Source organism: Acinetobacter sp. YH12072, assembly GCF_013419565.1.
Lineage (GTDB): Bacteria > Pseudomonadota > Gammaproteobacteria > Pseudomonadales > Moraxellaceae > Acinetobacter.
On record NZ_VOZV01000005.1, the window covers coordinates 89,897 to 112,255 of the forward strand.

A 22,359-nucleotide genomic window follows, 5' to 3' on the forward strand; every position below is an offset into this window, starting at 1 on the left:
ACTCACTCCCTGTGATGTGCTGGATTTACCAGTTCATGCCTGGATAGCTGCGCTGCATATATTGCAGTTCCGCCAGTACATAACCCAGATGTTCGGTATGTAGTCCCTGCTTGGCGCCACTACGGTAAGCACCACTTTCTGGCAAGCTCAGTTCAAAACGTTGCAACTCAGCAGATATGCTTTCCAACCATTTCGGTTTCAGCAGTTCCACATCCGGAATCAGGTGAGCATCAACCAGCTGACGTTGATCTGCAGTCAGGCTGAACAACTCTTCGGTAAAACGCCATAGCTGATTCAGACCATTCTGGATTTTTTCATGAGCTTCTGCTGTACCTAAGCTCAGGCGTTCCATCCATGAGGTTGAAAAACGCAAATGGTATTTCACTTCTTTCAGCGACTTGATGGCGAATGAGGAAATCTCTTCATTCCTGCTATTGCTCAGGGCTGCAAACAGCAAAGCATGGTAATGATCCATCAACCACTGACGTACGATAGTTTGACCGAAGTCATTATTTGGCTGTTCGCATAGCAGTAAGTTACGGTATTCACGCTCGGTACGGAAATAGGCCAGTTTATCTTCATCACGACCTTGCCCTTCAATTTCACCGGCTAGACTCAACGCGGTACGTGCCTGACCCAGCAGGTCCAAACCGATATTTGCCAATGCAATATCCAGCTCCAGCTCCGGTGCGTGACCGCACCACTCTGCCAGACGGTGTGAAAGGATGAGCTGGCTGTCGCCAACATGCAGTAAAAATTGTGCCAATACCTGATTCGTCATTGCTCTTTCCTCCACCTTACATGTGTTCGATGCCATCTGGAATGTGATAGAAGGTCGGATGACGGTAGACCTTGTTCAATGAAGGATCAAAAAACTCCGATTTTTCATCTGGTTGAGATGAGGTAATCAGTTCAGATTTCACGACCCAGATACTTACACCTTCATTGCGACGGGTATAGACGTCACGGGCATTTTGCAGGGCAATTTCATCATCAGGGGCGCGCAGGCTGCCGACATGACGGTGGCTCAGACCCTGTTTGCTGCGAATAAATACTTCGTATAAAGACCAGTTATTCTTGTTCATTTACATATCCTTGTGCTATTCCGTTGCCTTAAGCGATTTTTCGTTGATCTGACTGCTGCTGTTGCTTGCTGGCATAAACTGCTGCTGATTCACGCACCCATTTGCCGTCTTCCCAAGCCTTGCGACGTGCTTCAATACGTTCGTGGTTGCATGGACCTTTGCCTGCCAGTACATCGAAAAACTCATCCCAGTTCACTTCGCCAAATTCATAGTGGCCTGTTTCTTCATTAAACTTCAGGTCTGGATCCGGCACAGTCAGGCCAAGCTGCAATACTTGCGGCACGGTGTTGTCGACAAATTTCTGACGCAATGCATCATTACTGAATAATTTGATTTTCCACTGCATGCTTTGCGCACTGTTTGGAGAATTGTCATCACTTGGACCAAACATCATTAATGCCGGCCACCAGAAACGATTCACTGCATCCTGTGCCATTTGTTTCTGTTCTGGCGTGCCTTGTGCCAGTTGCATCATGGCCTCAAAGCCCTGACGCTGGTGGAAACTTTCTTCTTTACAGATACGCACCATGGCACGTGCATAAGGACCATAAGAGGTACGGCATAACGCCACCTGATTGACGATTGCAGCACCATCTACCAGCCAGCCAATCGCCGCTACATCTGCCCAGGTCAGAGTTGGATAGTTAAAAATGGATGAGTATTTCATGCGGCCAGCAATCAGCTTTTCCATCATGTCATCACGGTCTGCACCAAGCGTTTCTGCTGCACTGTACAGGTACAGGCCATGTCCTGCTTCATCTTGTACTTTAGCCAGCAATACCGCTTTGCGTTTCAAAGTCGGTGCACGGGTAATCCAGTTGCCTTCTGGCAGCATGCCAATTACTTCTGAATGTCCATGCTGGCCAATCTGGCGGATCAGGGTCTTTCTATAGGCATCCGGCATCCAGTCCTTCGCTTCAATAGAAATGTCCTGCTCTATCTTCTGATCGAATGTTTGTTGTTGCTTATTCATGTTTGTCTCACTTATCCCAAGTGCTGATACACTCAAATTAAAACGATACAAATATAAAATCAATACTATTTTTTAAGTATCATATATTTTTCAAAAGCATTTTTTATTAAGTTATTGTATTTATTGTTTTTAATTTTTTAATTACATCAAAATTACTTTTTTGTTTGCGGATTATGATTGACATTTAAGCTTTTTGATTGCAATTTATGAAACATCAAAAGTAAAAATAAACTCAATAACGTATCATAAATGGAGTTATACAATGTTGGAACTGGACAGCACTACCCAGAGCACGGATCTTCAGGACGACACACAGGCGAATTACTCAGCTAAAGTTAAAGTATTGAGTTCACTGGTTTTAGGTGGTGAACATAGCGCACAAAATGACTTGCGTACGGTTTATCACGCTATTAGCGGTGAAGCGATTTATCAGGTCAGCAGTCACGGTATCGACATGCATAATGTGGTGCAATATGCCAAACAGAAGGGTGCAGCCATTGCCCACTGGACTTTCCACCAGCGTGCTAATGCTCTGAAACAGGTGGCACAATATTTACTGGAACGTAAGGAAGATTATTACCGCCTGGCAGCCGCAACCGGCTGTACCCGCAAAGATGCCTGGATTGATATTGAAGGTGGGATCGGCACTCTGTTTGCCTATTCAAGTCTGGTTCGCCGTGAACTCAGCGATGAAACGGCACTGGTGGAAGATGCCTGGATTCCATTATCCAAACAGGGCAGCTTTGGTGCCAAACATATTCTGAGCCCGAAAGCTGGTGTAGCAGTGCATATTAATGCCTTTAACTTCCCGATCTGGGGCATGCTGGAAAAAATTGCACCTACTCTACTAGCCGGCGTACCTTGTATTGTCAAGCCAGCAACAGAAGGTGCAGAACTGACACATACAGTCGTTAAAGACATTTTAGCCAGTAATTTACTGCCAGAAGGTGCTCTGCAGCTGATCTGCGGGCAGACTTACGACCTGTTTGATCACCTGAATGCACAGGATACCGTTACCTTCACAGGTTCGGCTGCTACCGGCCAGAAACTGCGTGCGCATCCACACCTGAATGCCCACTCCATTCCATTCAGCATGGAAGCCGATTCGGTGAACAGCGCCATCCTGACCCAGCAAGCCAACGATGAAACCATTGACCTGTTTGTGCGTGAAGTCTTCCGTGAAATGACAACCAAGGCCGGACAAAAATGTACTGCAATACGCCGTGCCTTTGTGCCAGCAGCATTGCTCGATACCGTACAGCAACGCCTGACTGAAAAACTACAGAAAGTGGTCATCGGTGATCCTGCACAGGATGGTGTGACCATGGGAGCTCTGGCCAGCGTTAAACAGAAGCATGATGTTGCTGCCAAGGTAGAACAGCTGGCACAGGAAGCTGAAATCATCATGGGTAGCCACCTGCGCCAGGATTTTAGCATTCAGGTCGCACACCCAGAAAAATCTGCTTTCTATCCGCCAACAGTGCTGTTATGTAAAGATCCGGTACAGGCCCAACAGATTCATAATATCGAAGCCTTTGGCCCAGTGGTTACATTGATGCCCTATAGTGACCTACCACAACTGGCAACATTAGTAGCTCGTGGTGAAGGCAGTCTGGTCGCTTCAATCGTGCGTAACCATGATGAAAATATTGAACAGCTACTCAGCAAGATCGCGCCTTGGCATGGTCGTGTGCATATTCTGGATCGTGAAAGCGCTAAGGAAAGTACCGGTCATGGTTCACCACTGCCATTGTTAGTGCATGGTGGTCCGGGGCGTGCTGGCGGTGGTGAGGAACTCGGTGGTCTGCGTGCAGTGAAACACTATATGCAGCGTACTGCTATTCAAGGCTCACCAAATGTGCTGACTCAGGTCGGTCATAGCTGGACCGCGGGTGCGGAGGTATTTGAAGACCGCGTGCATCCATTCAAGAAATCCTTTGATGAACTGCGGATCGGTGAACGCCTGCTGACTGCACGCCGTACCATTACTGAAGCTGATATTGTCAACTTTGGTGGTTTAAGTGGTGATTACTTCTATGCACATATGGATAAGATTGCGGCTGCGGAATCCCTGTTCGGTGAACGCGTCGCACATGGTTACTTCATTGTCTCTGCCGCTGCTGGTCTGTTTGTTGATGCCGCTCCGGGTCCTGTCATTGCTAACTACGGTATGGATAACCTTCGCTTCGTAGAACCGGTGAAAATTGGCGATACCATTCAGGTAGAACTGACCTGCAAGCAGAAAACCCCTAAACCACTGCGTGATGAGCAGAAACCGCACGGTGTCGTGGTTTGGGATATCAAAGTGAAAAACCAGCGCAATGAACTGGTCGCGACTTATGACATCCTGACTCTCGTGGAAAAAGCCGCTTAAGCACTATTTTCAGATATTTAAAGCAAAAGGGAATCTATTTGATTCCCTTTTTTTATTGATTTAAAAATAATTGTATCTTTTTAATCCCGACATATTGACGGCTATGCAAATTACTCCTAGATTAGATTAATTGATACACATTAAAAATAAAAATAATTAAATTTGTATCAAATAAACCAATCACTATAACTTGCACAGGATGTTGCATGATGAATGAAAAAACATTGGTCATAGACAAGGTTGACAATGACGTCCAACCACTCGATTCTCATCTAAAAATTACTACGCCTATCCCTGAACAGGTAGATACAGAAATTCCACCAGCAACTCCGGAACGTAGCAGCTATCAATGGTATGTGGTAATCATCTGTATGGTGGCCTACATTCTGTCTTTCGTAGACCGTCAGATTTTATCTCTGATGATTGAGCCGATTAAGGCCGACTTGATGCTCAGTGATACCCAGTTCAGCCTATTGCAGGGGCTGGCCTTTTCGCTGTTTTATGCCTTTATGGGCGTACCGATCGCCGCACTGGCCGACAAGAAATCACGTGTGAAAATTATTTCGGTTGGGATCGCTTTCTGGAGTCTGGCCACTGCAGCCTGTGGCCTCAGTAAAAACTTTATCCAGATGTTCCTGGCTCGCCTCAGTGTCGGTGCAGGTGAAGCAGCCCTATCTCCTGCTTTTTACTCAATCGTGGCGGATCTGTTTCCTAAACATAAACTAGGCCGTGCGCTGGGTGTTTATGCCATTGGTGCTTTTATCGGTTCAGGACTGGCTTTCCTGATCGGCGGTTATGTCATCGGTCTGCTCAAGGATGTTAGTTTCGTTACTTTACCGGTAATTGGTGAGATCAAGACTTGGCAACTGACCTTTATGATTGTCGGTTTACCGGGTGTATTGCTGGCGCTGCTCATGATTTTGACCGTACGGGAACCCGAGCGTAAAGGCCTCAAAATGGATGCGAATGGTGTCGCCGTTAAAGCATCTTTTAAGAATTCCATCGGTTTTATTAAAACCCATAAAAAGACTTTCTTCTGTCATTTTATTGGCTTCTCTTTCTATACTATGATGCTGTATTCCCTGCTCGGCTGGGCACCGGCCTACTACATGCGTCACTTTGGCCTGGATGCAAGCCAGACCGGATATATCCTTGGAAGTATTATTCTTGTCGCAAATACTTCAGGCGCCCTATTCTGTGGCTGGCTCATCGACTTCTTTTCTAAACGTGGCTATAGCGATGCAGCAATCCGTGCCGGTGCAATTGGCTGTGCTGCCCTGATCATTCCAAGCGTGCTGTTTACCCAAGTCGACAATATGCAGCTTTCATTCGCACTGATCTTTGTCGCCATGTTCTTCTCCACCTTCCCGATTCCAGCATCAGCCGCTGCTACCCAGATGCTGACACCGAACCAGTTGCGCTCTCAGGTATCAGCCAAATTCCTGTTGATTTCTAACCTGATTGCACTCGGTGTGGGTACAACTGCTGTGGCGCTGATTACAGACCGATATTATGAAAATACCTTAATGGTGGGTAATTCGATTTCTATCGTCAATGCTGTAGCTGGTGTAATCGGTGTATTCCTGCTGTATAAAGGCTGTCAGTATTATCGTGAAAGTATGAAAGTCGAAAAACTAATCGATTAAGACAATATTAGATTTTTAAGATTTAAATCCAAACCTTAAATCAGTCGATTTAAGGTTTTTTTATTTCGATAGCAAAAGATCAATAGATACTCATTCACACTCAATCTTTTTCTGCAATTCATATGAAAATTAAACTGCCTGGACATTCCCACCAAAAAGCCGTATAACACCGTTTTTCGAATTAACAGGTGTTGACCATTGAAACTTGTTCTTGCACCCATGGAAGGCTTAACTGACCCGATTATGCGCGATGTACTGACATCCGTCGGGAGCTTCGACTGGTGTGTAACCGAGTTTATTCGTGTCACGGATTCGGTGCTGCCAGATCATATCTATCACACCTACTGCCCTGAACTGTTAAATGAGGGCAAAACTGCTGCCGGTACGCCGGTGCATGTACAGTTTCTGGGAAATAATCCGGAAATGCTGGCAGCCAATGCAGTGAAAGTCGCTGCCATGGGTGCTCCTGTGATTGATATGAATTTTGGCTGTCCAGCCAAAACCGTGAATCGTCACCGTGGTGGTTCAGTGCTGCTAGATGAACCTGAAGTCGTTTATGAATTGGTCAAAGCTGTTCGTGATGCAGTGCCCACACATATCCCGGTTTCGGCGAAAATGCGTCTGGGTTATATGGATCGCAACTTCATGATGGAAAATGCCCATGCCATTGAAGATGCTGGAGCGGCCTGGGTCACCGTCCACGCGCGGACCAAGGCCGATGGCTATACTCCGCCAGCCTTCTGGGACCAACTGCAACCGATCCGTGAAGCCTTAAAGATCAATGTGATTGCCAATGGTGAAATCTGGACCAATGCCGATGCCAAGCAATGTCAGCTAGAATCAGGCTGTGAAGACTTGATGATTGGCCGTGGTGCGGTCACTACACCTGATCTGACCCAATGTATTCGCCAGAATTCTGATGAGCCGCTTATCACCTGGAATGAACTACTGGAACTGCAAATCCGTTTCCTGAATGGTTCCTATAAAAAGGAAATGAATATGGTCGGCCGTTACAAACAATGGCTGGGGATGATGTCCAAGCATTATCCTGAGGCCAAAACACTTTGGGATGAGGTCAAACGGATTAAACAGCTGGTTGAAATTACTGAAAAGCTAAAAGCCTCGAAAAATTAAGAAAAAGCCTTTGAATGATTCAAAGGCTTTTTTGTTCGGATTCTCGCCTGTTTAAATTTGCAACATGTTCACGGTTGGTTTTCCAGGATTTTTCTAGTACTTCCTTCTCCAATCGAATCTGGATACGTTTAATCTTGGTATCAGAAATAACTCGCTGATTAAAGCTTTTTACATAATCTGTCCAACCTGCACCCCGAAATACATAATTCGGCATTGGGGTTTTGAATACCGCATCTGGCATAAATACAATCACAGAATGCAGCTGGTCTGGCTCGATAATATCAGCCAGCAACTGCTCCAGAACTTTGATGTGCTTATAATTCTGATGAATCGGATTTTGAAATTTATAGCTATTTTTATAAAGTTTTTGCGTCCAGGTTTTTTGTCGCTCGCTACCAAAGATCCAGCCTTTATAGTTCTTGGTTTCAATCACAAACAGGCCATAAGGACTTAATAAGAGATGATCAATTTGGGTTGTGCTTCCTTCTCCATCCGAAAGAGTCAAATCGTTTAATAACCGATACTCAAGGTCTTTCAGATAAAGTTTGACATGCGTGGTAACAGCGAACTCTCCCATCTTTCCTTTTATAAATGGTTTAAATAACTTAAAAACGATTAAACCAATAAAAAGTAGAAGAACCCACCATAAACTGGACCAGAGTTGGCCTAAGATTTGTGTTGCGAACTGATCCATATTTTAATTTTCATTAATTTTATGATTTTGATCTTAATGGGTTCGCTCAATATTTAACAGAATTTCTTTTTTATCCAGACCACCCGCAAAGCCTACCAGCTTACCGCTACTGCCAATCACCCGATGACAAGGTGCAATAATCGAGATCGGGTTTTTACCATTGGCAGCACCCACGGCGCGTACTGCTTTAACATTACCGACCTGTTCAGCGATTTCCCGATAGCTTCGGGTCTGTCCATAAGGAATATTCAGCAAAGCCTGCCAGACTTTTTTCTGGAAATCTGTACCAGCAAAGTCCAAAGGCAACTCAAAAACATTGCGCTGACCGGCAAAATATTCCTGAAGCTGACGCCGAGCTTCTATCAATACAGGATGCTGTGGATCTTCAACCAGAGTTGCCAACCTGACCCGATTAGGTTTTTCACAATCCCAGAGTACAGCTACCAGTGCCGTTTCATTGGCGACCAGCTGCAACTGTCCTACAGGCGAGTCCATATAAATATAACTGAGTTGCATGGCCCTACTCCTACAGAATCAAGCTTGGCAGTTTTTATTTTACTCGAAATCAGAACTGCTCAACAGCTCTTAGGAGGAGGATAATTTCATCAAAACAAGTCCGGAAATAATCAGCACCGCAGCCAGCATACGCATAGCAGAAGCAGGTTCACCTAAAACTATAACACCGACCAGAAATGAGCCGACTGCGCCAATGCCCGTCCAGATGGTATAGGCAGTTCCTAGAGGCAAAGTACGCATGGCATAGGCCAGTAATACAAAACTGAGCACCATAAAAACAATCGTAAAAATACTCGGTGTGAGTTTAGTAAAACCCTCTGAGAGCTTCATGGAATAGGCCCAGACAATCTCAAATAGTCCAGCGAATACAAGTATAATCCAGGCCATATTGCCCTCCTCCTAATTAACAGAGTCAGGCCGTCCTGACGATTTTTCTTGTTGAATTTTATAAATTTAATCAACAAGGGAGGTCGTTCCCCCTAAAAAAATAAACATCTTATAAAACAGATGACAAAACCAAACTGCCGTTTACAAAATTTGACTGAATGAGAATTAACTTAACCATGTCTTACTCAAATGCTCAGGACAACTTGAAGATTTCAGCCTATCTTAAGGAACGCCAACACGGGACATCGTGTTATGACATTACAGAGACTTGAGTAAGAAAAACAAACAAGGAATAAGTCCGTATTATTAAGTTATGCACATGAATTAAATTTAAAAATAGCGTGGAGATCTTACACAATGAAACACAAAACTAAGACCCATTGATCACTTTTTGTTTGGCTTGATTATTAACTTTGATGAATAAACGATCACTAAAATCAAGGGCTGACATATCTAAAAAGAACCCAAATTGAGTTCTTTTTATACAAATTTTGTCTAAGATGCAATCAATCAAGCTACAAACGATTACAAAATATGCAACATATCCATATGGTTATCAACATAGATATCTACACACTTATCCATAAAGTTATCCACAGATTTATGCACCTTAAACATTCTAGCGATTAAAGCTGGATTTGACCGACTTTAGCCAGCTCACTACGCATTTCATCAATCACAGCTTTATAATCCGGCTTGCCAAAAATCGCTGAACCGGCCACAAACATATCTGCACCAGCTTCTGCAATTTCACGAATATTTGCTGGTCCTACACCGCCATCTACTTCTAAACGGATATCACGACCTGAAGCATCAATAATCTTGCGCGCCTGACGTAATTTATCCAAAGTCATTGGAATGAATTTCTGTCCGCCAAAGCCAGGGTTCACACTCATTAGCAATACCTGATCAACCTTATCCAGTACATAATCCAGATAATGCAATGGTGTTGCTGGATTAAATACCAGACCGGCTTTAGCACCACCCGATTTGATCAACTGTAAAGAACGGTCAATATGATCAGATGCTTCCGGATGGAACGTAATAATATCTGCGCCTGCTTCCAGAAAATCACCAATCATGCGATCTACAGGTTTCACCATGAGATGCACATCAATAGATGCCTGAATACCATATTTTTTCAATGCCTTACATACACCTGCGCCAAAGGTTAAATTGGGTACATAGTGATTATCCATAACATCGAAATGCACAACGTCTGCACCAGCCTGAAGTACATTTTCAACTTCTTCACCTAAACGGGCAAAGTCGGCAGACAAAATAGAAGGTGCAATTAAATAAGGCTTGGACATGAAAGGACCTGGCTAACTGAAATTGGATTTTTCTCATTATACCAAATCCAGTCCTGCTACTGTGACTTGGATGTTATGTGAATACAATGCTATGTAACGCTGGACAGTATTTATGCTTAATATCACTTGGCCTGGATGAAAATGATTGATTAAGACAGGAAAACTCGCATATCCATCAATAAAAAATCGAGGCTAAACACGCCTCGATCCTCAGGATATAGAGATATGAATTTTTATACTCAATATCAGGGCTAAACAGGTTGGCTCATTTTTTCTTCAAATGCGTGAATCCGTTCAATTCTTTTGTCCAGCTCGGGATGCGATTCCAGATATTTTTTGAGTTTTCCAATCAAACGCAACCATTTCAGTTCAGACTCGGTAATTTGCCGTTCTTTTCCATCAATATTCAGGGTAAAGTTTTTCATTTTTATCGTTTTACTCTGCTCTGCCAAGATTCTAGCGTTTTCAACCCGCTGCAAAAAGTTCGACAAATGGATACTGGAGATCTGCTGTTGATGTAAATGTTGCATGGCATAATCATCCGCAGCAAGTTCAAGCGCCTGTGAATATCCCGCATCGGCGAGTACCGCTATAGATGCCGCCACGACATCACTTAAGTCTCCCGTTACCAAGGCAAATAATCCTGCTGCACCCAGGTTGGAAATCACTTTTTGCATGCTATGTTTTTGTACCAGATGACCTTGTTCATGCGCCAGTACTGCAAGAACCTCTTCATCTGCACCGCTAAGCTTGACCAGTTCATCGGTGACAATAATGGTATTGTTCGGAATCGCAGCTGCATTAAGTCCCATGGTTTCTCCGCCTTGACGGAAAATAATCTTTGCAGGTTGCCCTACCGCGATTTTTTGTTCATACAATTTTTTTAGATGTGCTTGATGCTCTGCGGAGAGCTTGGATGGCTCAGTTTGCTCAATTAATTTCTGCTCAGTTTGATTTCCCACCTCGATCAAGGTCTGTTCGGGAAGTAATTGAGCGAGCTGCTGGGCCGTATATGGAATTCCCCATTTAAGAATAAAAATTACCGCACATATCACGATAATCATCGAGAAGAAAATCAGGAGTGGAGAACGTTCAAATTTCCATATGGCATGATAGATTTCTTTGGATTTAATCTTCAGCCAGTGCGGCGCTTTGGTTAAAAATTCAATCCGGCGATCTTCAGGTAATTCGATAATCGGTTTACGTCCCCCGACCCCGCCAATATACGCCATATCGGGATAAGTAAAATAAAAGTCAGCCTCGCTCACTTGCTTGGGTGTTTCTTCACTGAGTTTCAAGGCAATCCCGCGTTGCTGATCAGGGACAATCCATGCACGCTGGGCTTCGGCCAAAACCCCATCATAAAATCTGACTTCAACAGGTCGCTTCATCCTACTTGCCTCTATAACGATGCATTGAAATCAAAGATATCCAGTACTTCATTGGCTATAGCATTTGGATCACGCTGCAAGATATTTTTTAGATTAGTTTCGTCCTCTGCTAGATAAAGCTCCAGGTTAGCCAGTTGATATTCATATAAACGAATGCTCGCCCAAGGGGTCATGAGTCCCAAACTGAGTGCACGCACAATCCAGTTACTCAGTACAATCCAGCTATAACGCCATGTCGTTACCCGGGTTTTAAAGTAGCTTTGACCAAGCTCTACATGATTCCAGGTATACATATATAAGCGTGCAGATATCATCGGCCAGACCAAGGCCAGACAAAACAGATAGCTCAATACAACACCCAAGGTAAACAGGTTTGTACCGATCAAATCGACCCAGTAAACGATTGCTGCGATCCATGCGATACCAATTAGCAGACACAGACATAAGGGAACATAGACTGCTGACATAAATTTAGACCATTTGATCCCCAAGCTGAACTGAAGTTGGCCGATCGATAAATGATTAAAGCAGTAACGTTTGTATAGCCAGATCACCACTGGGCTGAAAAGAAACAGGGTGAAAATATTGACCAATATCGCGAGCCATAAAACCCTATAGGCTTCCCGATTGCTTCCACTAAAATGAAACCGGACATTGCCATATTTACTATTCCGGGCCTTAAATTTCAGGGTCATCCGAATTAACCAAGATAGAGAGATCGCAGCAATCAGAAATAATGAACTGGTGACAAGAATGGAGTAATTGGTCAAGATCAGTGTCACCACATACAACTCCAATGCCAATAGACGACCTAGCAGAATTCGGCTTGGCATGGCGATGAAGTCAAAGCGATGTTTTAACAATTGGGTATTACCGTAGAAATAGCGGATACGGCGTGCCTTTGCCCAAGGGCTATACAAAGTATAGCGTAATGATGGTTAACATCAGATTCACCATCCAGATTCCAAAATATTCAGTGGCACTGCCATGAAATCGGAAGCTGTGTTTTTCTAGTGGAGGTGATGGTTGGTCAATCTCTGGTTCAGGCTTATTGTGCATCGTGTTCTTAACTGCAACTGGTTCTACCTGATTTTTGAATAGCAACTTATATGCCATTTTTATTATATTTATTTGATATTCATATAAAAAACTCCAAAAATATGACCTATTCTTGGAGTTTCATTGTACTTTTAAGTTTGCTTGGCTTTTGCTGCTTGGCTTATGGATTTAATTGCACAGCATGGAATTGTAGATGGTCATCTACAAAGCTTTGAATAAAATAGTAACCATGATCATAACCTTGATGTTCACGTAAGGTTAATTTCTGGTTCACAGCATCGCAGGCTTGCTGAAATAAAGCCGGATTCAGCTGGCTATAGAACTGGTCAGAAAAGCCCTGATCAATCAGGATATCGCTAAACAGTGCACCTTTTTCCTGAACCAGCGCAGTTGCATCATGCTTCAACCATTCTTTGCGGTTTTCGCCCAGATAATTTGAGAATGCTTTTTCACCCCATGGACATTGGCTTGGTGCACAAATCGGTGCAAATGCCGAAACTGAACAGAATTTTTCCGGATATTTAAAAGCCAAAGTTAAAGCGCCATGTCCACCCATGGAATGACCGAAAATCCCGATCTTATCTGCCTGAACTACGAACTCTTCACACACCAGTTCATACAACTCATCGACGATAAAGCTTTCCATCTGATAATGTTCAGCCCACGGTGCTTGAGTGGCATTAATATAGAATCCGGCACCTTGCCCAATATCCCAGTGATCCCCTTTGGCAACATCATCTCCACGCGGAGAAGTGTCTGGTGTAATCAGAATAAGACCAAGCTGGGCCGCCAGACGCTGGGCATGTGCCTTGATTGCAAAAGTTTCTTCAGTACAGGTCAGGCCAGCTAAATAGAACAAAGCAGGACAACTTTGGCCTTCCAGAGCTTGTGGCGGCAGGAAGATTCCAAATCTGGTTGGTTTTTTTAATATTTTAGACTCAAAGCTATAAATCCGCTGTTCACCCTCAAAGCTTCGATTATTCTGTACCAGTTCCATCATCATTCCTTTTTCTATTTTCTAAAGTTGTAGATTGGTTTATGGAGTCAAAGCGACAGACGGAGATGCTGAAGTGGTCGTCGCTGGAGGGAAAAGACGCTGTTCCAGTTGTGGCAACATCAATTCCATGTTTTTGCCAATCACCCATTGTGGTTCTGACGGTTCAAATCCCTGAGCTGCTTCCCATTTAGCCACTGTAGTCTTGGCCTGCTCAAAAGAGGCTTTCAGGCTGTTATTTTCACGCATGGCCTCATCAAAGAAAGCACGGCCGAAATAGGTATAATCAGCTTCGTTTGAACAACCGAAAGACTGACGGTCAGCAGCAGAGGCTGTGATAATTAAAGTATTATCATTCTGCAAAGCCGAAGCGAAACTACCTGAGAAACAGGCAGAAATAACAATCACTCGCCAGCGTACACCTGAGGCATCCAGAGTATCACGCAACCATTTTGGATCAACTGATGCCAGGTCTAGCGGGGCATTTTCCATTTCAAATTCATTTGGCAAGCCATGTGAGGTCATATACAGGAACAGCACATCACTTTCCCGGTTCATCTGCTGGCCAATACGGCGCAAGGCCAATTCCATGCTGGTTTTGGAAGCAAGTGGAATCTCAGTCCGTGTTGCCGGATGATTCACCAGCATAATCGAACGGCCAAAAGTCCCAAACCGGGTATCAAACTGCTTTTTAATCCGCTCTATTTCTGAATAGAACACATCCTGATAACTCGCGCCAGCCACACCCATAAAGTACCAATGCGACTGTGCAAATTCACCATATTCAATTGCATCCAGCGCCTTATTCAGCAAGATCGGCTGAGCATAGAAAGCATCTTCAGCAAAACTTGGTGGAATTTCTTCAACTTTCCAGATGGGCTGATCTTTCACCGAAATCTGCCACACCACCAAGGTAAACAAGGTGGCCAGCATAATCAGTGCCCGTTCCCACCACGGCCATTTTAATTCACGTGAAATCACCCAGACCACAGCCAGACTTTGCCAGACAAACAGCATGACAAACAGGGTCGGAATATAGGCATAGAAAATATAGGGTAGATAATCCAGATCACCCAGATACTGGATCAAGCTCTGGAACAGCATGATATGCGTATCCAGCACCAGCCAGAGCAATGCGGGTACCAGCATCAGACGAGGATTATTCACCCGTTGGGACAAAAAGATCCCGACAATCAAGGCAATAAAGGGCCAAAGCGCATAACTGATCAGACCCTGAGAGTTGAAATCTCCCATACGACCAGAACTGAGCCAGCTAAAGAGACTGTTAGCACAGCCGCCCAAAATCCCCCAGAATACCAGTTGCAGAATAGAGGGACGCACCAGTTGCAGCGAACGCCGAGATCCCAGAAATAACCACATCCCGGCAATTTGGTTGCTTTTAAAATCGTGCCAAAAATTGATGGAGGGTTTAAAGTCGATCATATGATTTCAGGGAGATGAGTGGCTCGCTAATGTGCCCAATAAGTTTATGCTTGATATAAGTTTTATCAATGCCAATTTTTAAATATATAACAAATCCTTGATCTATTTTGAAGCAATTCTCATATTAAGTAACCAGTTCATGCTGAAAATAGGCATCAAAACGGCAAGCATCACCAGACCATTGATGATTTGGCTCTTTTCCAGCTAAAAATACGGCCAGACGAGGACGTTTCACCACCACCCGCTTGCCAATTTTTTGTGCTAATTCTAAGAGATTATCCCCCAGATCCATTTCACCATCTTCCGGTAAAAGCAAATGTAATAACTGCATTTGTTTTTTCACCTGTGCCTGCTTTTTCGGTGCCTGCTGATTCTGGTCACGTTGTGGAAACATCGGGTCCAGATAAACCACATCGACGACCGCATTCTGCTCAGCTTGTAATTTTAGATAATCCGCAGAATCGGAAAAAACCAGGTGAATCCGGTTAACCACCGGACTTAGGAAAGCATCCTTTTTGGCTCGGTGATGACTGTCTTCAAGCAGGGTAAATAAAATAGGATGTCGTTCGACCAAGGTCACCTGAGCACCCAAATGTGCCATCAACAGACTGTCATGACCTAGCCCAGCTGTCGCATCGATAAGAGTCGGCTTTTCTCCGAGGTTACAAGCACGAGCAATCATTTCCGATTTTAAAGAGGCACGTTTTAAACGCCCTACTTCTGCTTGCCAATCTGGTTGCATTTTCATGCCATTGGCACAGAGCCATAGGCCGTCAGCATCAACACACAGGGCCAGTTCGGGATGTAAACGCAAGAAACGTGCATTCAGCTTTTCAATAACCTCAATACTAACCTCTACACCACGAGAAGAAAGCACAGCCTCGAAGTGCTGTGCTTTCTCTTGATACTCAGATTCGGTATATAAGCGAATCGTGCTTACCATAATCTCCAACCTGTAAAGGCAAATAATAAAATCAGTAAACCTGAGGCTATGCGATACCAGGCAAAAACCATGAAATCACGTTTTGCCACATAGGCTACCAAGGCACGGATTAATAAAAGCGCCGAGATGAACGATACGATGATACCGACTGCCAGAACCGTCCAGTCTTCTGTGGTACTGTAAACATCATAGCTTTGATACAGATCGAGCAGGCCTGCACCGATAATAACCGGAATCCCCAAGAAGAATGAAAATTCAGTTGCAGCCTTACGTGATACGCCAAGGAACATCGCCCCGATAATGGTCGCACCTGAACGTGAAGTTCCCGGTATCAGGGATAAGACCTGAATCAGACCAATCCAGATCGCATCTTTTACGGTCAGATCTTCAACTTCCTGGGCACGTACCTTAGGTGGATTCTTTTCAATCCAGATAATGATCAGACCACCGACGATCAAGCCAATGGCAATTGCAATATTATTGAATAGCAGTTCTTTTACAGTTTGCCCTAGGGTCAGACCAATCAGCACAATGGGAATAGAGGCCAGAATCAGGCCAATCCCTAAACGGCGTCCTTGCGGTTCACCACTTACGATCCCGGTTGCTGCACCCCAAAGCCGTGCCCAATATTCATAAATAACCGCGGCAATTGCCCCCATCTGAATTGCGACGACAAAAACATCGCTTTTTTGTTTAGTCCAGAAATTCATTAATTCTGAAGCCAAAATCAGATGCCCAGTACTGGAAATAGGCAAAAACTCAGTAATACCTTCAACAATACCCATAATTGCTGCTTTCAGCAGCAGTAAAAGATCCATGCTTAATCCTGATTAATTATGCTTTGCCTTGTTCTGGAATTTTTTTCCATGCGTTATCACGTAAATATACCGGAAGTGCCAATTCTGCACTGACCCAATTTTCTGTTTTTGCTGCTGCACGCGCAATCATGGCAATATCCTGCGCTGTTGCACTGACATTTTTATATTCAGATGCTGTTTCTTGAACTAGATTGGCACCTGAACCCACCACAGTAAATTTGACTGCTTCAGCACCTTGTTCATAACTCAAAAGCTGTTCTTCATCAACAGCCTGCATAATCCCTTGAGCATCTAACTGATAACTGGCCACGTAGACTTCATTCATCCGTGCATCCAGTACGGCAGTTACTGTAGTTAAACCATGCAAACGATATGCCGCTTGCGCCAAAGCTTGTAAAGTGGATACCGGAATTACAGGCAGATCATTTGACCAAGCCAAAGCTTGGGTCACAGCCGCATTGATGCGAACACCACTAAACGATCCCGGGCCACGACTAAAGGCAATCGCTGTCAGATCAGATACAGCCCAGCCCAGATCATTGAGACCTTGTTCAATCATTGGGAGAATGGTTTGCGTTTGTGCCTTGGCGCGCGCATCAAGCTGAAAAAATAGTTCTTGAGTATCATCGATCACAGAGACGGAACACTGCTCATTGGCAGTCTCCAATGCCAGCACTTTCATGCACAACCTTAATTCAGAGAATATAAAAAACGTCGAATATAATACTCCACTCATATCTTCTAGGCGAGATTTTCCCAAGCCAGATACAAAAATGCCTAGAAAATTCTAGGCTTAACTGAGGACATTATTCAGATAACAGCCTAAAGCTGTACTTCTTCCAGATTTTGAAATTTCTGGAAATGCTCGGCATAGTGCATGGCACTCATTTTCAGTTTCTGAATACTGGCTTCATCTAAAGTTTTCACGACTTTGCCTGGTGAGCCCATTACCACCGAATTATCAGGAATCACCTTCCCTTCTGGAATCAGAGCATTGGCACCAATAATACAATTCTTGCCAATCACGGCATGATTCAAGATCACTGCCTGAATTCCAATCAGGCTATTATCGCCAATGGTACAGCCATGCAGCATGGCCTGATGACCAATGGTCACATAATTCCCGATGTTCATTTCAATTCCAGCATCGGTATGTAGCACCGCATTTTCCTGAACATTGGTGAAGTCACCTAAACGGATTTTACTGTTATCGGCACGAATAACGGCGCCAAACCAGACACTCACCTGCTTACCTAATTCAACCTGCCCAATGACCGTCGCTGTAGGTGCCACCCAACCATCCCATGGCTGATGCGTTACTTTTGGTGAATGTCCCTGAAACTGATATAACATGGCTGAAATCCTGTTCAACGGTTAAAAAATTTTGAGCGTTTAAACGCAGGTGAATTAAGTAAAAATGGCCAGTCTTTTTTATAGTCAAGCCCGTACTGAAATAATGAAATTAGCATACGTGCGGTCAGTCCCCAGACAATCTCATTTTCCACCCGCATACTTGGAAAATATAAAGACTGCTGGGCAAACCGCACTTCATAAGGCATCGGCTGGGCTTCCAGCAAATGCTGCAAGGAAGCAAAGAAAATCCGGTCAATTTCCGTCGGCTGAGGAATGAGTTGAATGGTAGGCGGAATTATACCTACCACAGGTTTGACCAGCATTCCATTACGTGCCTTTTGCATCGGCAGATCCCCGATCAGATGCACATCAAATGGATTAAGCGCCGTTTCCTCATACGCCTCTCTCAAAGCCACTACAATATTACTGGTATCTTGCGGATCGCGTTTACCACCTGGAAAAGAGACTTCTCCTGCATGATTATTCATATAAGCTGAACGGCGTGTCAGCAAAACTTTGGGATCAGCTTCATCTGTGATCGCAATTAATACAGCAGCCTGTGCAGTTTGAATCCGTTTGGAAAATCGTAAATGTTTCTGCAAGCGTTGTATTAATCCCAGCTCATCCATTCATTCAGCTCCCTATGCGACTGTAATTTCATCATAGCTGATTTTTGATTTGGCGGGATAGAAATGATGCCAAATTTTGATTTTTCAGTTATCCTGACCTTACTGTTATCATTGATGATGAATATGAACTTCTGTGTGAACTGTGGACATAAAACAACAGAGAAAATTCCTTTAGGCGATCAGAAGGTTCGCAAGGTTTGTACTACATGCGGATATATTCATTACATTAATCCAAAAGTGATTTGCGGTGCATTGGTGCTCTGGGAAGATAAGGTCCTGCTCTGCCGCCGTGCAATTGAACCACGTTATGGACTGTGGACTTTACCTGCCGGTTATATGGAACTGTTTGAAACCATGGAACAGGGCGCGGCACGTGAAACCCGTGAAGAAGCCGAAGCTGAAGTGGATATTGAACAGCTGTACTGCATGTACAATATTCCGCGGATTGGCCAGATTTATGTCCTGTTCAAATCTCAACTGATTGATGGAAAATTTGGTGCAGGTGAAGAAACCATTGAAGCACGTTTATTTAACGAAGATGAAATTCCCTGGAGTGAACTGGCTTTCCCGAGTGTAGAGCATACGCTTCGTCATTATTTTGAAGACCGTAAAACCAATAACTTCCCGATGCACCTAGAGACCTTGGGAACCCGTTTGGATCACACAGGTTAAAATGTCTTTTTATAAAAAAGCCCATCATTTGATGGGCTTTTTTTTATTATTTGGTTTTGATGCTATAACAATCCGCTAATTTAAACGAAACACTTCCGCCACTTAGCTTGGCCAGATTGGTCTCCTCCGTCGTTTCATCAGTATTATTGTTGTTATAGATTTTCTGGAAGCTGGCATAAGTATTCGCCCAACCTACGCTTTCTCCAGCTGAGTTGGTAAAGCCCACACGACTGGTTCCATTCAGTACATTAGATAAATTGAGTAATGCTCCACCAATCACAATCTTATCATCTGTATTGGTTGAAGCCTGAATAGTGGAGTTCATACCTACCAAGGCACCATTTAATGAACCAAATACAGGATCAGCGAAGACCAGTCGCATAGATACTGTTTTTTCATCTATAAATGCACGGCCTAATGTACCCAGACGATATTGTTGAACGCCGTTATTGTCTTTAAGTCCAGCCGGTAAGATATCTCCCTGGCAACCATTAATACTATCAGTTGCAAGATTGCTCGCGGACTGCATATTGGTACGCACATCACCATTACTATCAATCACAACACCCACTGTAACAGGGCTAATTGAGTTTTCGCTAAATTTAAACTCCATGTTGCCATACATTGGGAAAATATATTCTTCACCTGGCTCTACATTTTCAGCTGTTCTAAAGACTTGACGATCCAGATAGCTAATCGGGAAAATTTTATAAAGATCAATTGAGCCACTATAGTTGTCATCATCGGCATTAAAACGCCATAAGCCAAGACTGGCACGATCAGCATCGCTGAGTTCAGTTTTACCTGTGGCCAACTTATAAAATGCTTCTTTACCAGCAATCACATAATCGCTCAGCAAACGGCCTTGGTAAATTTCTAATGGATTGCTGTTGTTAGCCACATTCATTTTATATGGTGCATTTGATGAAAGCATTCTCGTGGCAGGGCTAATCCAGCTGGTTTGCGGTACTGCAGTAATTTGCTGTGGTTTGACCTTACGGATCAATTCCGCATTAATGCCACCCAAAGATCCCAGATTATTGGAGCCCAGTTTTAGCTGAGTATCACGCCACTGTAGTCCACTACCGAAGGTATAACCTTGGCGGTCTGTAATCAGGATAAAATGTCCAAATAAATATTTAGTCGTTTTATCTTTAATGTCACATACAGATTTATTACAACCCGCCAGACCATCGGAACCAGTCAAGTTACTGCTAATAATGCCTGAGGTTGAGAACAGAGAAAATTCTGGTTGATATACTGCTGCACTGGCAATATTGGCCAGTTTTTTTACGACTTCAAAGGCCTGATCATCACTAATCTGGCTAATATCAATAAAAGGTTTAAGGGTTTCTGCTAAATTTGCATCTGTCAGGCTGATATCTTTATTAATTTTGCCCAGATTCTTTCGCATATCCTCTGTGATATACAAGGGCTGTACATCTGTCGGATTATAGATACGACCTTTTTCCAGTGCCAAGGTCTGCCAGATTTTGACCAGTTTCATCGCCACCTGTACGGTTGGATCTGTCTGTTCGATTCTGGCAATGTTACGACCAGTAATCCCCTTGGCAATATCAAGTACACTGAGTCGGGGTAATTGGCTCGATGTACTGAGGTTCATATATTCTGAAAGCTTTACAGTACCCAATTTGATTTTGGTATCACTAAAACTTTTTAGATAAAATTCAATACTATCTGCTTTTTGACAAGTACCTGACGCCACCCCATCATTTTGGTCAAATAAAGTAATAAAGGTATTTTCTTTATCACCACTACAATTAAAGTTAAGACCATCAATTGGATATTCAAGCCCCCATTCCAGACAATTCGTTGCAGTAGCAGAGCATGAACCGTTCGTGGTGGCTTCATCATTTTGTTCTGGTATGACATTCGCACTTTCACCTCCGCATCCGCTGAGGGCGGCAAATAAAGCAGTGAAAGCAAATGGATATAATATTTTATTTTTCATCTTATTCTACTCGAATCGTCCTTATCGAATGGCGACTAGTTTTAGTTGTCCATAATTTGTCAGCATCTTGTCTTCAACATCTATGGCTGAAGCGAGTGGGGTCATTAATACATATTGGCTTTGCGCAGGAATCTGAATAATTCCCTGTATCTTCTCATGTTGAATAATATTGGCTTGTGCTTCCTGATTTTTAAAACCGCCCGCCCCTTCTAAAACACAGCCTCGTTCATCCAGAAATACAACAAATGGCCAGTAATAGGCAGGATTATTCTGACGGGAAGCATAAGACTGAATCTGAATATTTTTAATATCAGATTTTAGCTTCACAATTTCATAATCAAACTCATCTGATTTCAGCGGTGCCCGTGGCCACAGATTAATGGATTTACCTGCACTAATCTCTTTCGCATTCTTAACTTTTTTATCTTTAAAACACTGCTTACCTAAGCTTTCTACAGATTCAGGCTGAGAAATACGGTAGTAGGTTTGGGCCAGTACAACAGGACCAGAATCTATGACAGGTTGTTGAAACAAGGATTTTATAATCGACTGTCCAACTCCTTTTTCACGCTCAATCGTCTGTACACGTGTTGACCCAATATTTTTATCAACTATCCCTTCAGGCATACTATAGAAACGTTTTTTACCTTCCAGATTAAATTCTTTATTTTCCAGATATTCACTATCCACATATTCCACCCCTTCAATCTGACTGAAACCCTGTTTTTGAACAGGATCAGGTACTGCCTGAATGACAGGTTCAGGGGTTTGAAGCTGTGTCACTGGTGGTAAGTGCTGCGGTAATCTAGACTCAACGTGTTTAGTTGGTTGTACTGGTTGTACTGGTTGTACTGGTTGTACTGGTTGTACTGGTTGTACTGGTTGTACTGGTTGTACTGGTTGTACTGGTTGTACTGGTTGTACTGGTTGTACTGGTTGTACTGGTTGTACTGGTTGTACTGG

Annotated in this window: 21 protein-coding genes and 1 pseudogene; 4 read left to right on the forward strand and 18 right to left on the reverse strand. The window is 43.6% G+C overall.

The features are described 5' to 3' along the window. Positions 1 to 25: 25 nt before the first annotated feature. The 3 genes from paaC to paaA are packed head-to-tail and all read right to left on the reverse strand — an operon-like array spanning position 26 to position 2,058. Positions 26 to 781 carry a 1,2-phenylacetyl-CoA epoxidase subunit PaaC gene (gene paaC / locus FTU19_RS03815; RefSeq protein ID WP_180130157.1) on the reverse strand — a complete coding sequence of 252 codons (756 nt, stop codon included), beginning with the start codon at positions 779 to 781 and terminating at the stop codon, positions 26 to 28. Positions 782 to 797: 16 nt separating this feature from the next. Further along, positions 798 to 1,085: a 1,2-phenylacetyl-CoA epoxidase subunit PaaB gene (paaB, locus tag FTU19_RS03820; protein WP_004783374.1), complete on the reverse strand. Its 288-nt coding sequence runs from the start codon at positions 1,083 to 1,085 to the stop codon at positions 798 to 800. Positions 1,086 to 1,113: 28 nt separating this feature from the next. After that, the gene (gene paaA / locus FTU19_RS03825) at positions 1,114 to 2,058 is read right to left on the reverse strand and encodes a 1,2-phenylacetyl-CoA epoxidase subunit PaaA (protein WP_004783375.1); all 945 of its coding nucleotides are present in this window, start codon (positions 2,056 to 2,058) and stop codon (positions 1,114 to 1,116) included. A 262-nt stretch (positions 2,059 to 2,320) separates the two neighbouring features. Here paaA and paaZ point away from each other — a divergent pair, with 262 nt between their 5' ends. The 3 genes from paaZ (at position 2,321) to FTU19_RS03840 (ending at position 7,212) form a co-directional block, all read left to right on the forward strand. Beyond that, a complete protein-coding gene (gene paaZ, locus FTU19_RS03830) occupies positions 2,321 to 4,432 on the forward strand; it encodes a phenylacetic acid degradation bifunctional protein PaaZ (protein ID WP_180025446.1) in 2,112 nt (703 codons plus the stop codon). 206 nt (positions 4,433 to 4,638) lie between these two features. Continuing rightward, on the forward strand, positions 4,639 to 6,078 hold the full coding sequence (locus tag FTU19_RS03835; RefSeq protein WP_034701536.1) for an MFS transporter: 1,440 nt from the start codon (positions 4,639 to 4,641) through the stop codon (positions 6,076 to 6,078). A 198-nt stretch (positions 6,079 to 6,276) separates the two neighbouring features. Then, a complete protein-coding gene (locus FTU19_RS03840; RefSeq protein ID WP_179993136.1) occupies positions 6,277 to 7,212 on the forward strand; it encodes a tRNA-dihydrouridine synthase in 936 nt (311 codons plus the stop codon). 19 nt (positions 7,213 to 7,231) lie between these two features. Here the strand turns inward: FTU19_RS03840 and FTU19_RS03845 are convergent, their stop codons facing one another. From FTU19_RS03845 to FTU19_RS03905, 13 genes and pseudogenes are all read right to left on the reverse strand, one after another. Further along, positions 7,232 to 7,906, reverse strand: coding sequence for a nuclease-related domain-containing protein (locus FTU19_RS03845; protein WP_179993137.1), 675 nt, complete (start codon positions 7,904 to 7,906; stop codon positions 7,232 to 7,234). 33 nt (positions 7,907 to 7,939) lie between these two features. Further along, positions 7,940 to 8,422: a methylated-DNA--[protein]-cysteine S-methyltransferase gene (locus FTU19_RS03850; RefSeq protein WP_034170626.1), complete on the reverse strand. Its 483-nt coding sequence runs from the start codon at positions 8,420 to 8,422 to the stop codon at positions 7,940 to 7,942. A gap of 69 nt (positions 8,423 to 8,491) precedes the next feature. Next, entirely contained in the window at positions 8,492 to 8,809 is a 318-nt protein-coding gene (gene sugE / locus FTU19_RS03855) for a quaternary ammonium compound efflux SMR transporter SugE (protein ID WP_034170625.1), read from the reverse strand. Positions 8,810 to 9,435: 626 nt separating this feature from the next. Beyond that, positions 9,436 to 10,122 (reverse strand): ribulose-phosphate 3-epimerase, encoded by a 687-nt coding sequence (gene rpe, locus FTU19_RS03860; protein ID WP_180025445.1) that lies wholly within the window; start codon positions 10,120 to 10,122, stop codon positions 9,436 to 9,438. 251 nt (positions 10,123 to 10,373) lie between these two features. After that, positions 10,374 to 11,513, reverse strand: a complete 1,140-nt coding sequence (locus FTU19_RS03865; RefSeq protein WP_180025444.1) for a M48 family metallopeptidase — start codon at positions 11,511 to 11,513, stop codon at positions 10,374 to 10,376. Positions 11,514 to 11,524: 11 nt separating this feature from the next. Continuing rightward, positions 11,525 to 12,572: pseudogene (locus FTU19_RS03870) on the reverse strand (YjgN family protein). 160 nt (positions 12,573 to 12,732) lie between these two features. Further along, complete coding sequence (fghA, locus tag FTU19_RS03875; protein WP_179993140.1) at positions 12,733 to 13,569, reverse strand: S-formylglutathione hydrolase; 837 nt, start codon at positions 13,567 to 13,569, stop codon at positions 12,733 to 12,735. A 39-nt stretch (positions 13,570 to 13,608) separates the two neighbouring features. Continuing rightward, positions 13,609 to 15,009 (reverse strand): C13 family peptidase, encoded by a 1,401-nt coding sequence (locus FTU19_RS03880; protein ID WP_166136755.1) that lies wholly within the window; start codon positions 15,007 to 15,009, stop codon positions 13,609 to 13,611. 124 nt (positions 15,010 to 15,133) lie between these two features. Next, positions 15,134 to 15,952 (reverse strand): class I SAM-dependent methyltransferase, encoded by an 819-nt coding sequence (locus FTU19_RS03885; protein WP_180025443.1) that lies wholly within the window; start codon positions 15,950 to 15,952, stop codon positions 15,134 to 15,136. Then, positions 15,946 to 16,770 (reverse strand): undecaprenyl-diphosphate phosphatase, encoded by an 825-nt coding sequence (locus FTU19_RS03890; protein WP_034705726.1) that lies wholly within the window; start codon positions 16,768 to 16,770, stop codon positions 15,946 to 15,948. Before FTU19_RS03890 ends, FTU19_RS03885 begins: the two co-directional genes overlap by 7 nt. Positions 16,771 to 16,786: 16 nt before the next feature. Continuing rightward, the gene (gene tsaB / locus FTU19_RS03895) at positions 16,787 to 17,452 is read right to left on the reverse strand and encodes a tRNA (adenosine(37)-N6)-threonylcarbamoyltransferase complex dimerization subunit type 1 TsaB (RefSeq protein WP_179993141.1); all 666 of its coding nucleotides are present in this window, start codon (positions 17,450 to 17,452) and stop codon (positions 16,787 to 16,789) included. Positions 17,453 to 17,592: 140 nt separating this feature from the next. Then, entirely contained in the window at positions 17,593 to 18,123 is a 531-nt protein-coding gene (locus tag FTU19_RS03900; protein ID WP_179993142.1) for a gamma carbonic anhydrase family protein, read from the reverse strand. 14 nt (positions 18,124 to 18,137) lie between these two features. Beyond that, complete coding sequence (locus tag FTU19_RS03905; RefSeq protein WP_034705731.1) at positions 18,138 to 18,752, reverse strand: CoA pyrophosphatase; 615 nt, start codon at positions 18,750 to 18,752, stop codon at positions 18,138 to 18,140. A 123-nt stretch (positions 18,753 to 18,875) separates the two neighbouring features. On the opposite strand from FTU19_RS03905, the gene FTU19_RS03910 reads away from it, so the two are divergent. Then, positions 18,876 to 19,424: an NUDIX hydrolase gene (locus tag FTU19_RS03910; RefSeq protein ID WP_122959126.1), complete on the forward strand. Its 549-nt coding sequence runs from the start codon at positions 18,876 to 18,878 to the stop codon at positions 19,422 to 19,424. A gap of 46 nt (positions 19,425 to 19,470) precedes the next feature. On the opposite strand, the gene FTU19_RS03915 is transcribed toward FTU19_RS03910, so the two are convergent. Both FTU19_RS03915 and filE read right to left on the reverse strand, forming a co-directional pair. Next, a complete protein-coding gene (locus FTU19_RS03915; protein ID WP_180025442.1) occupies positions 19,471 to 21,396 on the reverse strand; it encodes a hypothetical protein in 1,926 nt (641 codons plus the stop codon). A gap of 21 nt (positions 21,397 to 21,417) precedes the next feature. Next, the coding region (filE, locus tag FTU19_RS03920; RefSeq protein ID WP_180130160.1) for a putative pilus assembly protein FilE at positions 21,418 to 22,359 on the reverse strand (942 nt) is incomplete at its 5' end.

Excerpts from the sequence above, each read along its gene's own strand:
- FTU19_RS03880 (WP_166136755.1), bottom strand. The coding sequence starts at position 15,009 with ATGATCGACTTTAAACCCTCCATCAATTTTTGGCACGATTTTAAAAGC.
- FTU19_RS03865 (WP_180025444.1), bottom strand. The coding sequence starts at position 11,513 with ATGAAGCGACCTGTTGAAGTCAGATTTTATGATGGGGTTTTGGCCGAA.
- FTU19_RS03915 (WP_180025442.1), bottom strand. The coding sequence starts at position 21,396 with ATGAAAAATAAAATATTATATCCATTTGCTTTCACTGCTTTATTTGCC.
- rpe (WP_180025445.1), bottom strand. The coding sequence starts at position 10,122 with ATGTCCAAGCCTTATTTAATTGCACCTTCTATTTTGTCTGCCGACTTT.
- sugE (WP_034170625.1), bottom strand. The coding sequence starts at position 8,809 with ATGGCCTGGATTATACTTGTATTCGCTGGACTATTTGAGATTGTCTGG.
- FTU19_RS03910 (WP_122959126.1), top strand. The coding sequence starts at position 18,876 with ATGAACTTCTGTGTGAACTGTGGACATAAAACAACAGAGAAAATTCCT.
- paaB (WP_004783374.1), bottom strand. The coding sequence starts at position 1,085 with ATGAACAAGAATAACTGGTCTTTATACGAAGTATTTATTCGCAGCAAA.
- fghA (WP_179993140.1), bottom strand. The coding sequence starts at position 13,569 with ATGGAACTGGTACAGAATAATCGAAGCTTTGAGGGTGAACAGCGGATT.
- FTU19_RS03900 (WP_179993142.1), bottom strand. The coding sequence starts at position 18,123 with ATGTTATATCAGTTTCAGGGACATTCACCAAAAGTAACGCATCAGCCA.
- FTU19_RS03845 (WP_179993137.1), bottom strand. The coding sequence starts at position 7,906 with ATGGATCAGTTCGCAACACAAATCTTAGGCCAACTCTGGTCCAGTTTA.
- FTU19_RS03850 (WP_034170626.1), bottom strand. The coding sequence starts at position 8,422 with ATGCAACTCAGTTATATTTATATGGACTCGCCTGTAGGACAGTTGCAG.
- tsaB (WP_179993141.1), bottom strand. The coding sequence starts at position 17,452 with ATGAAAGTGCTGGCATTGGAGACTGCCAATGAGCAGTGTTCCGTCTCT.
- FTU19_RS03905 (WP_034705731.1), bottom strand. The coding sequence starts at position 18,752 with ATGGATGAGCTGGGATTAATACAACGCTTGCAGAAACATTTACGATTT.
- paaZ (WP_180025446.1), top strand. The coding sequence starts at position 2,321 with ATGTTGGAACTGGACAGCACTACCCAGAGCACGGATCTTCAGGACGAC.
- paaC (WP_180130157.1), bottom strand. The coding sequence starts at position 781 with ATGACGAATCAGGTATTGGCACAATTTTTACTGCATGTTGGCGACAGC.
- FTU19_RS03890 (WP_034705726.1), bottom strand. The coding sequence starts at position 16,770 with ATGGATCTTTTACTGCTGCTGAAAGCAGCAATTATGGGTATTGTTGAA.
- paaA (WP_004783375.1), bottom strand. The coding sequence starts at position 2,058 with ATGAATAAGCAACAACAAACATTCGATCAGAAGATAGAGCAGGACATT.
- FTU19_RS03835 (WP_034701536.1), top strand. The coding sequence starts at position 4,639 with ATGATGAATGAAAAAACATTGGTCATAGACAAGGTTGACAATGACGTC.
- FTU19_RS03885 (WP_180025443.1), bottom strand. The coding sequence starts at position 15,952 with ATGGTAAGCACGATTCGCTTATATACCGAATCTGAGTATCAAGAGAAA.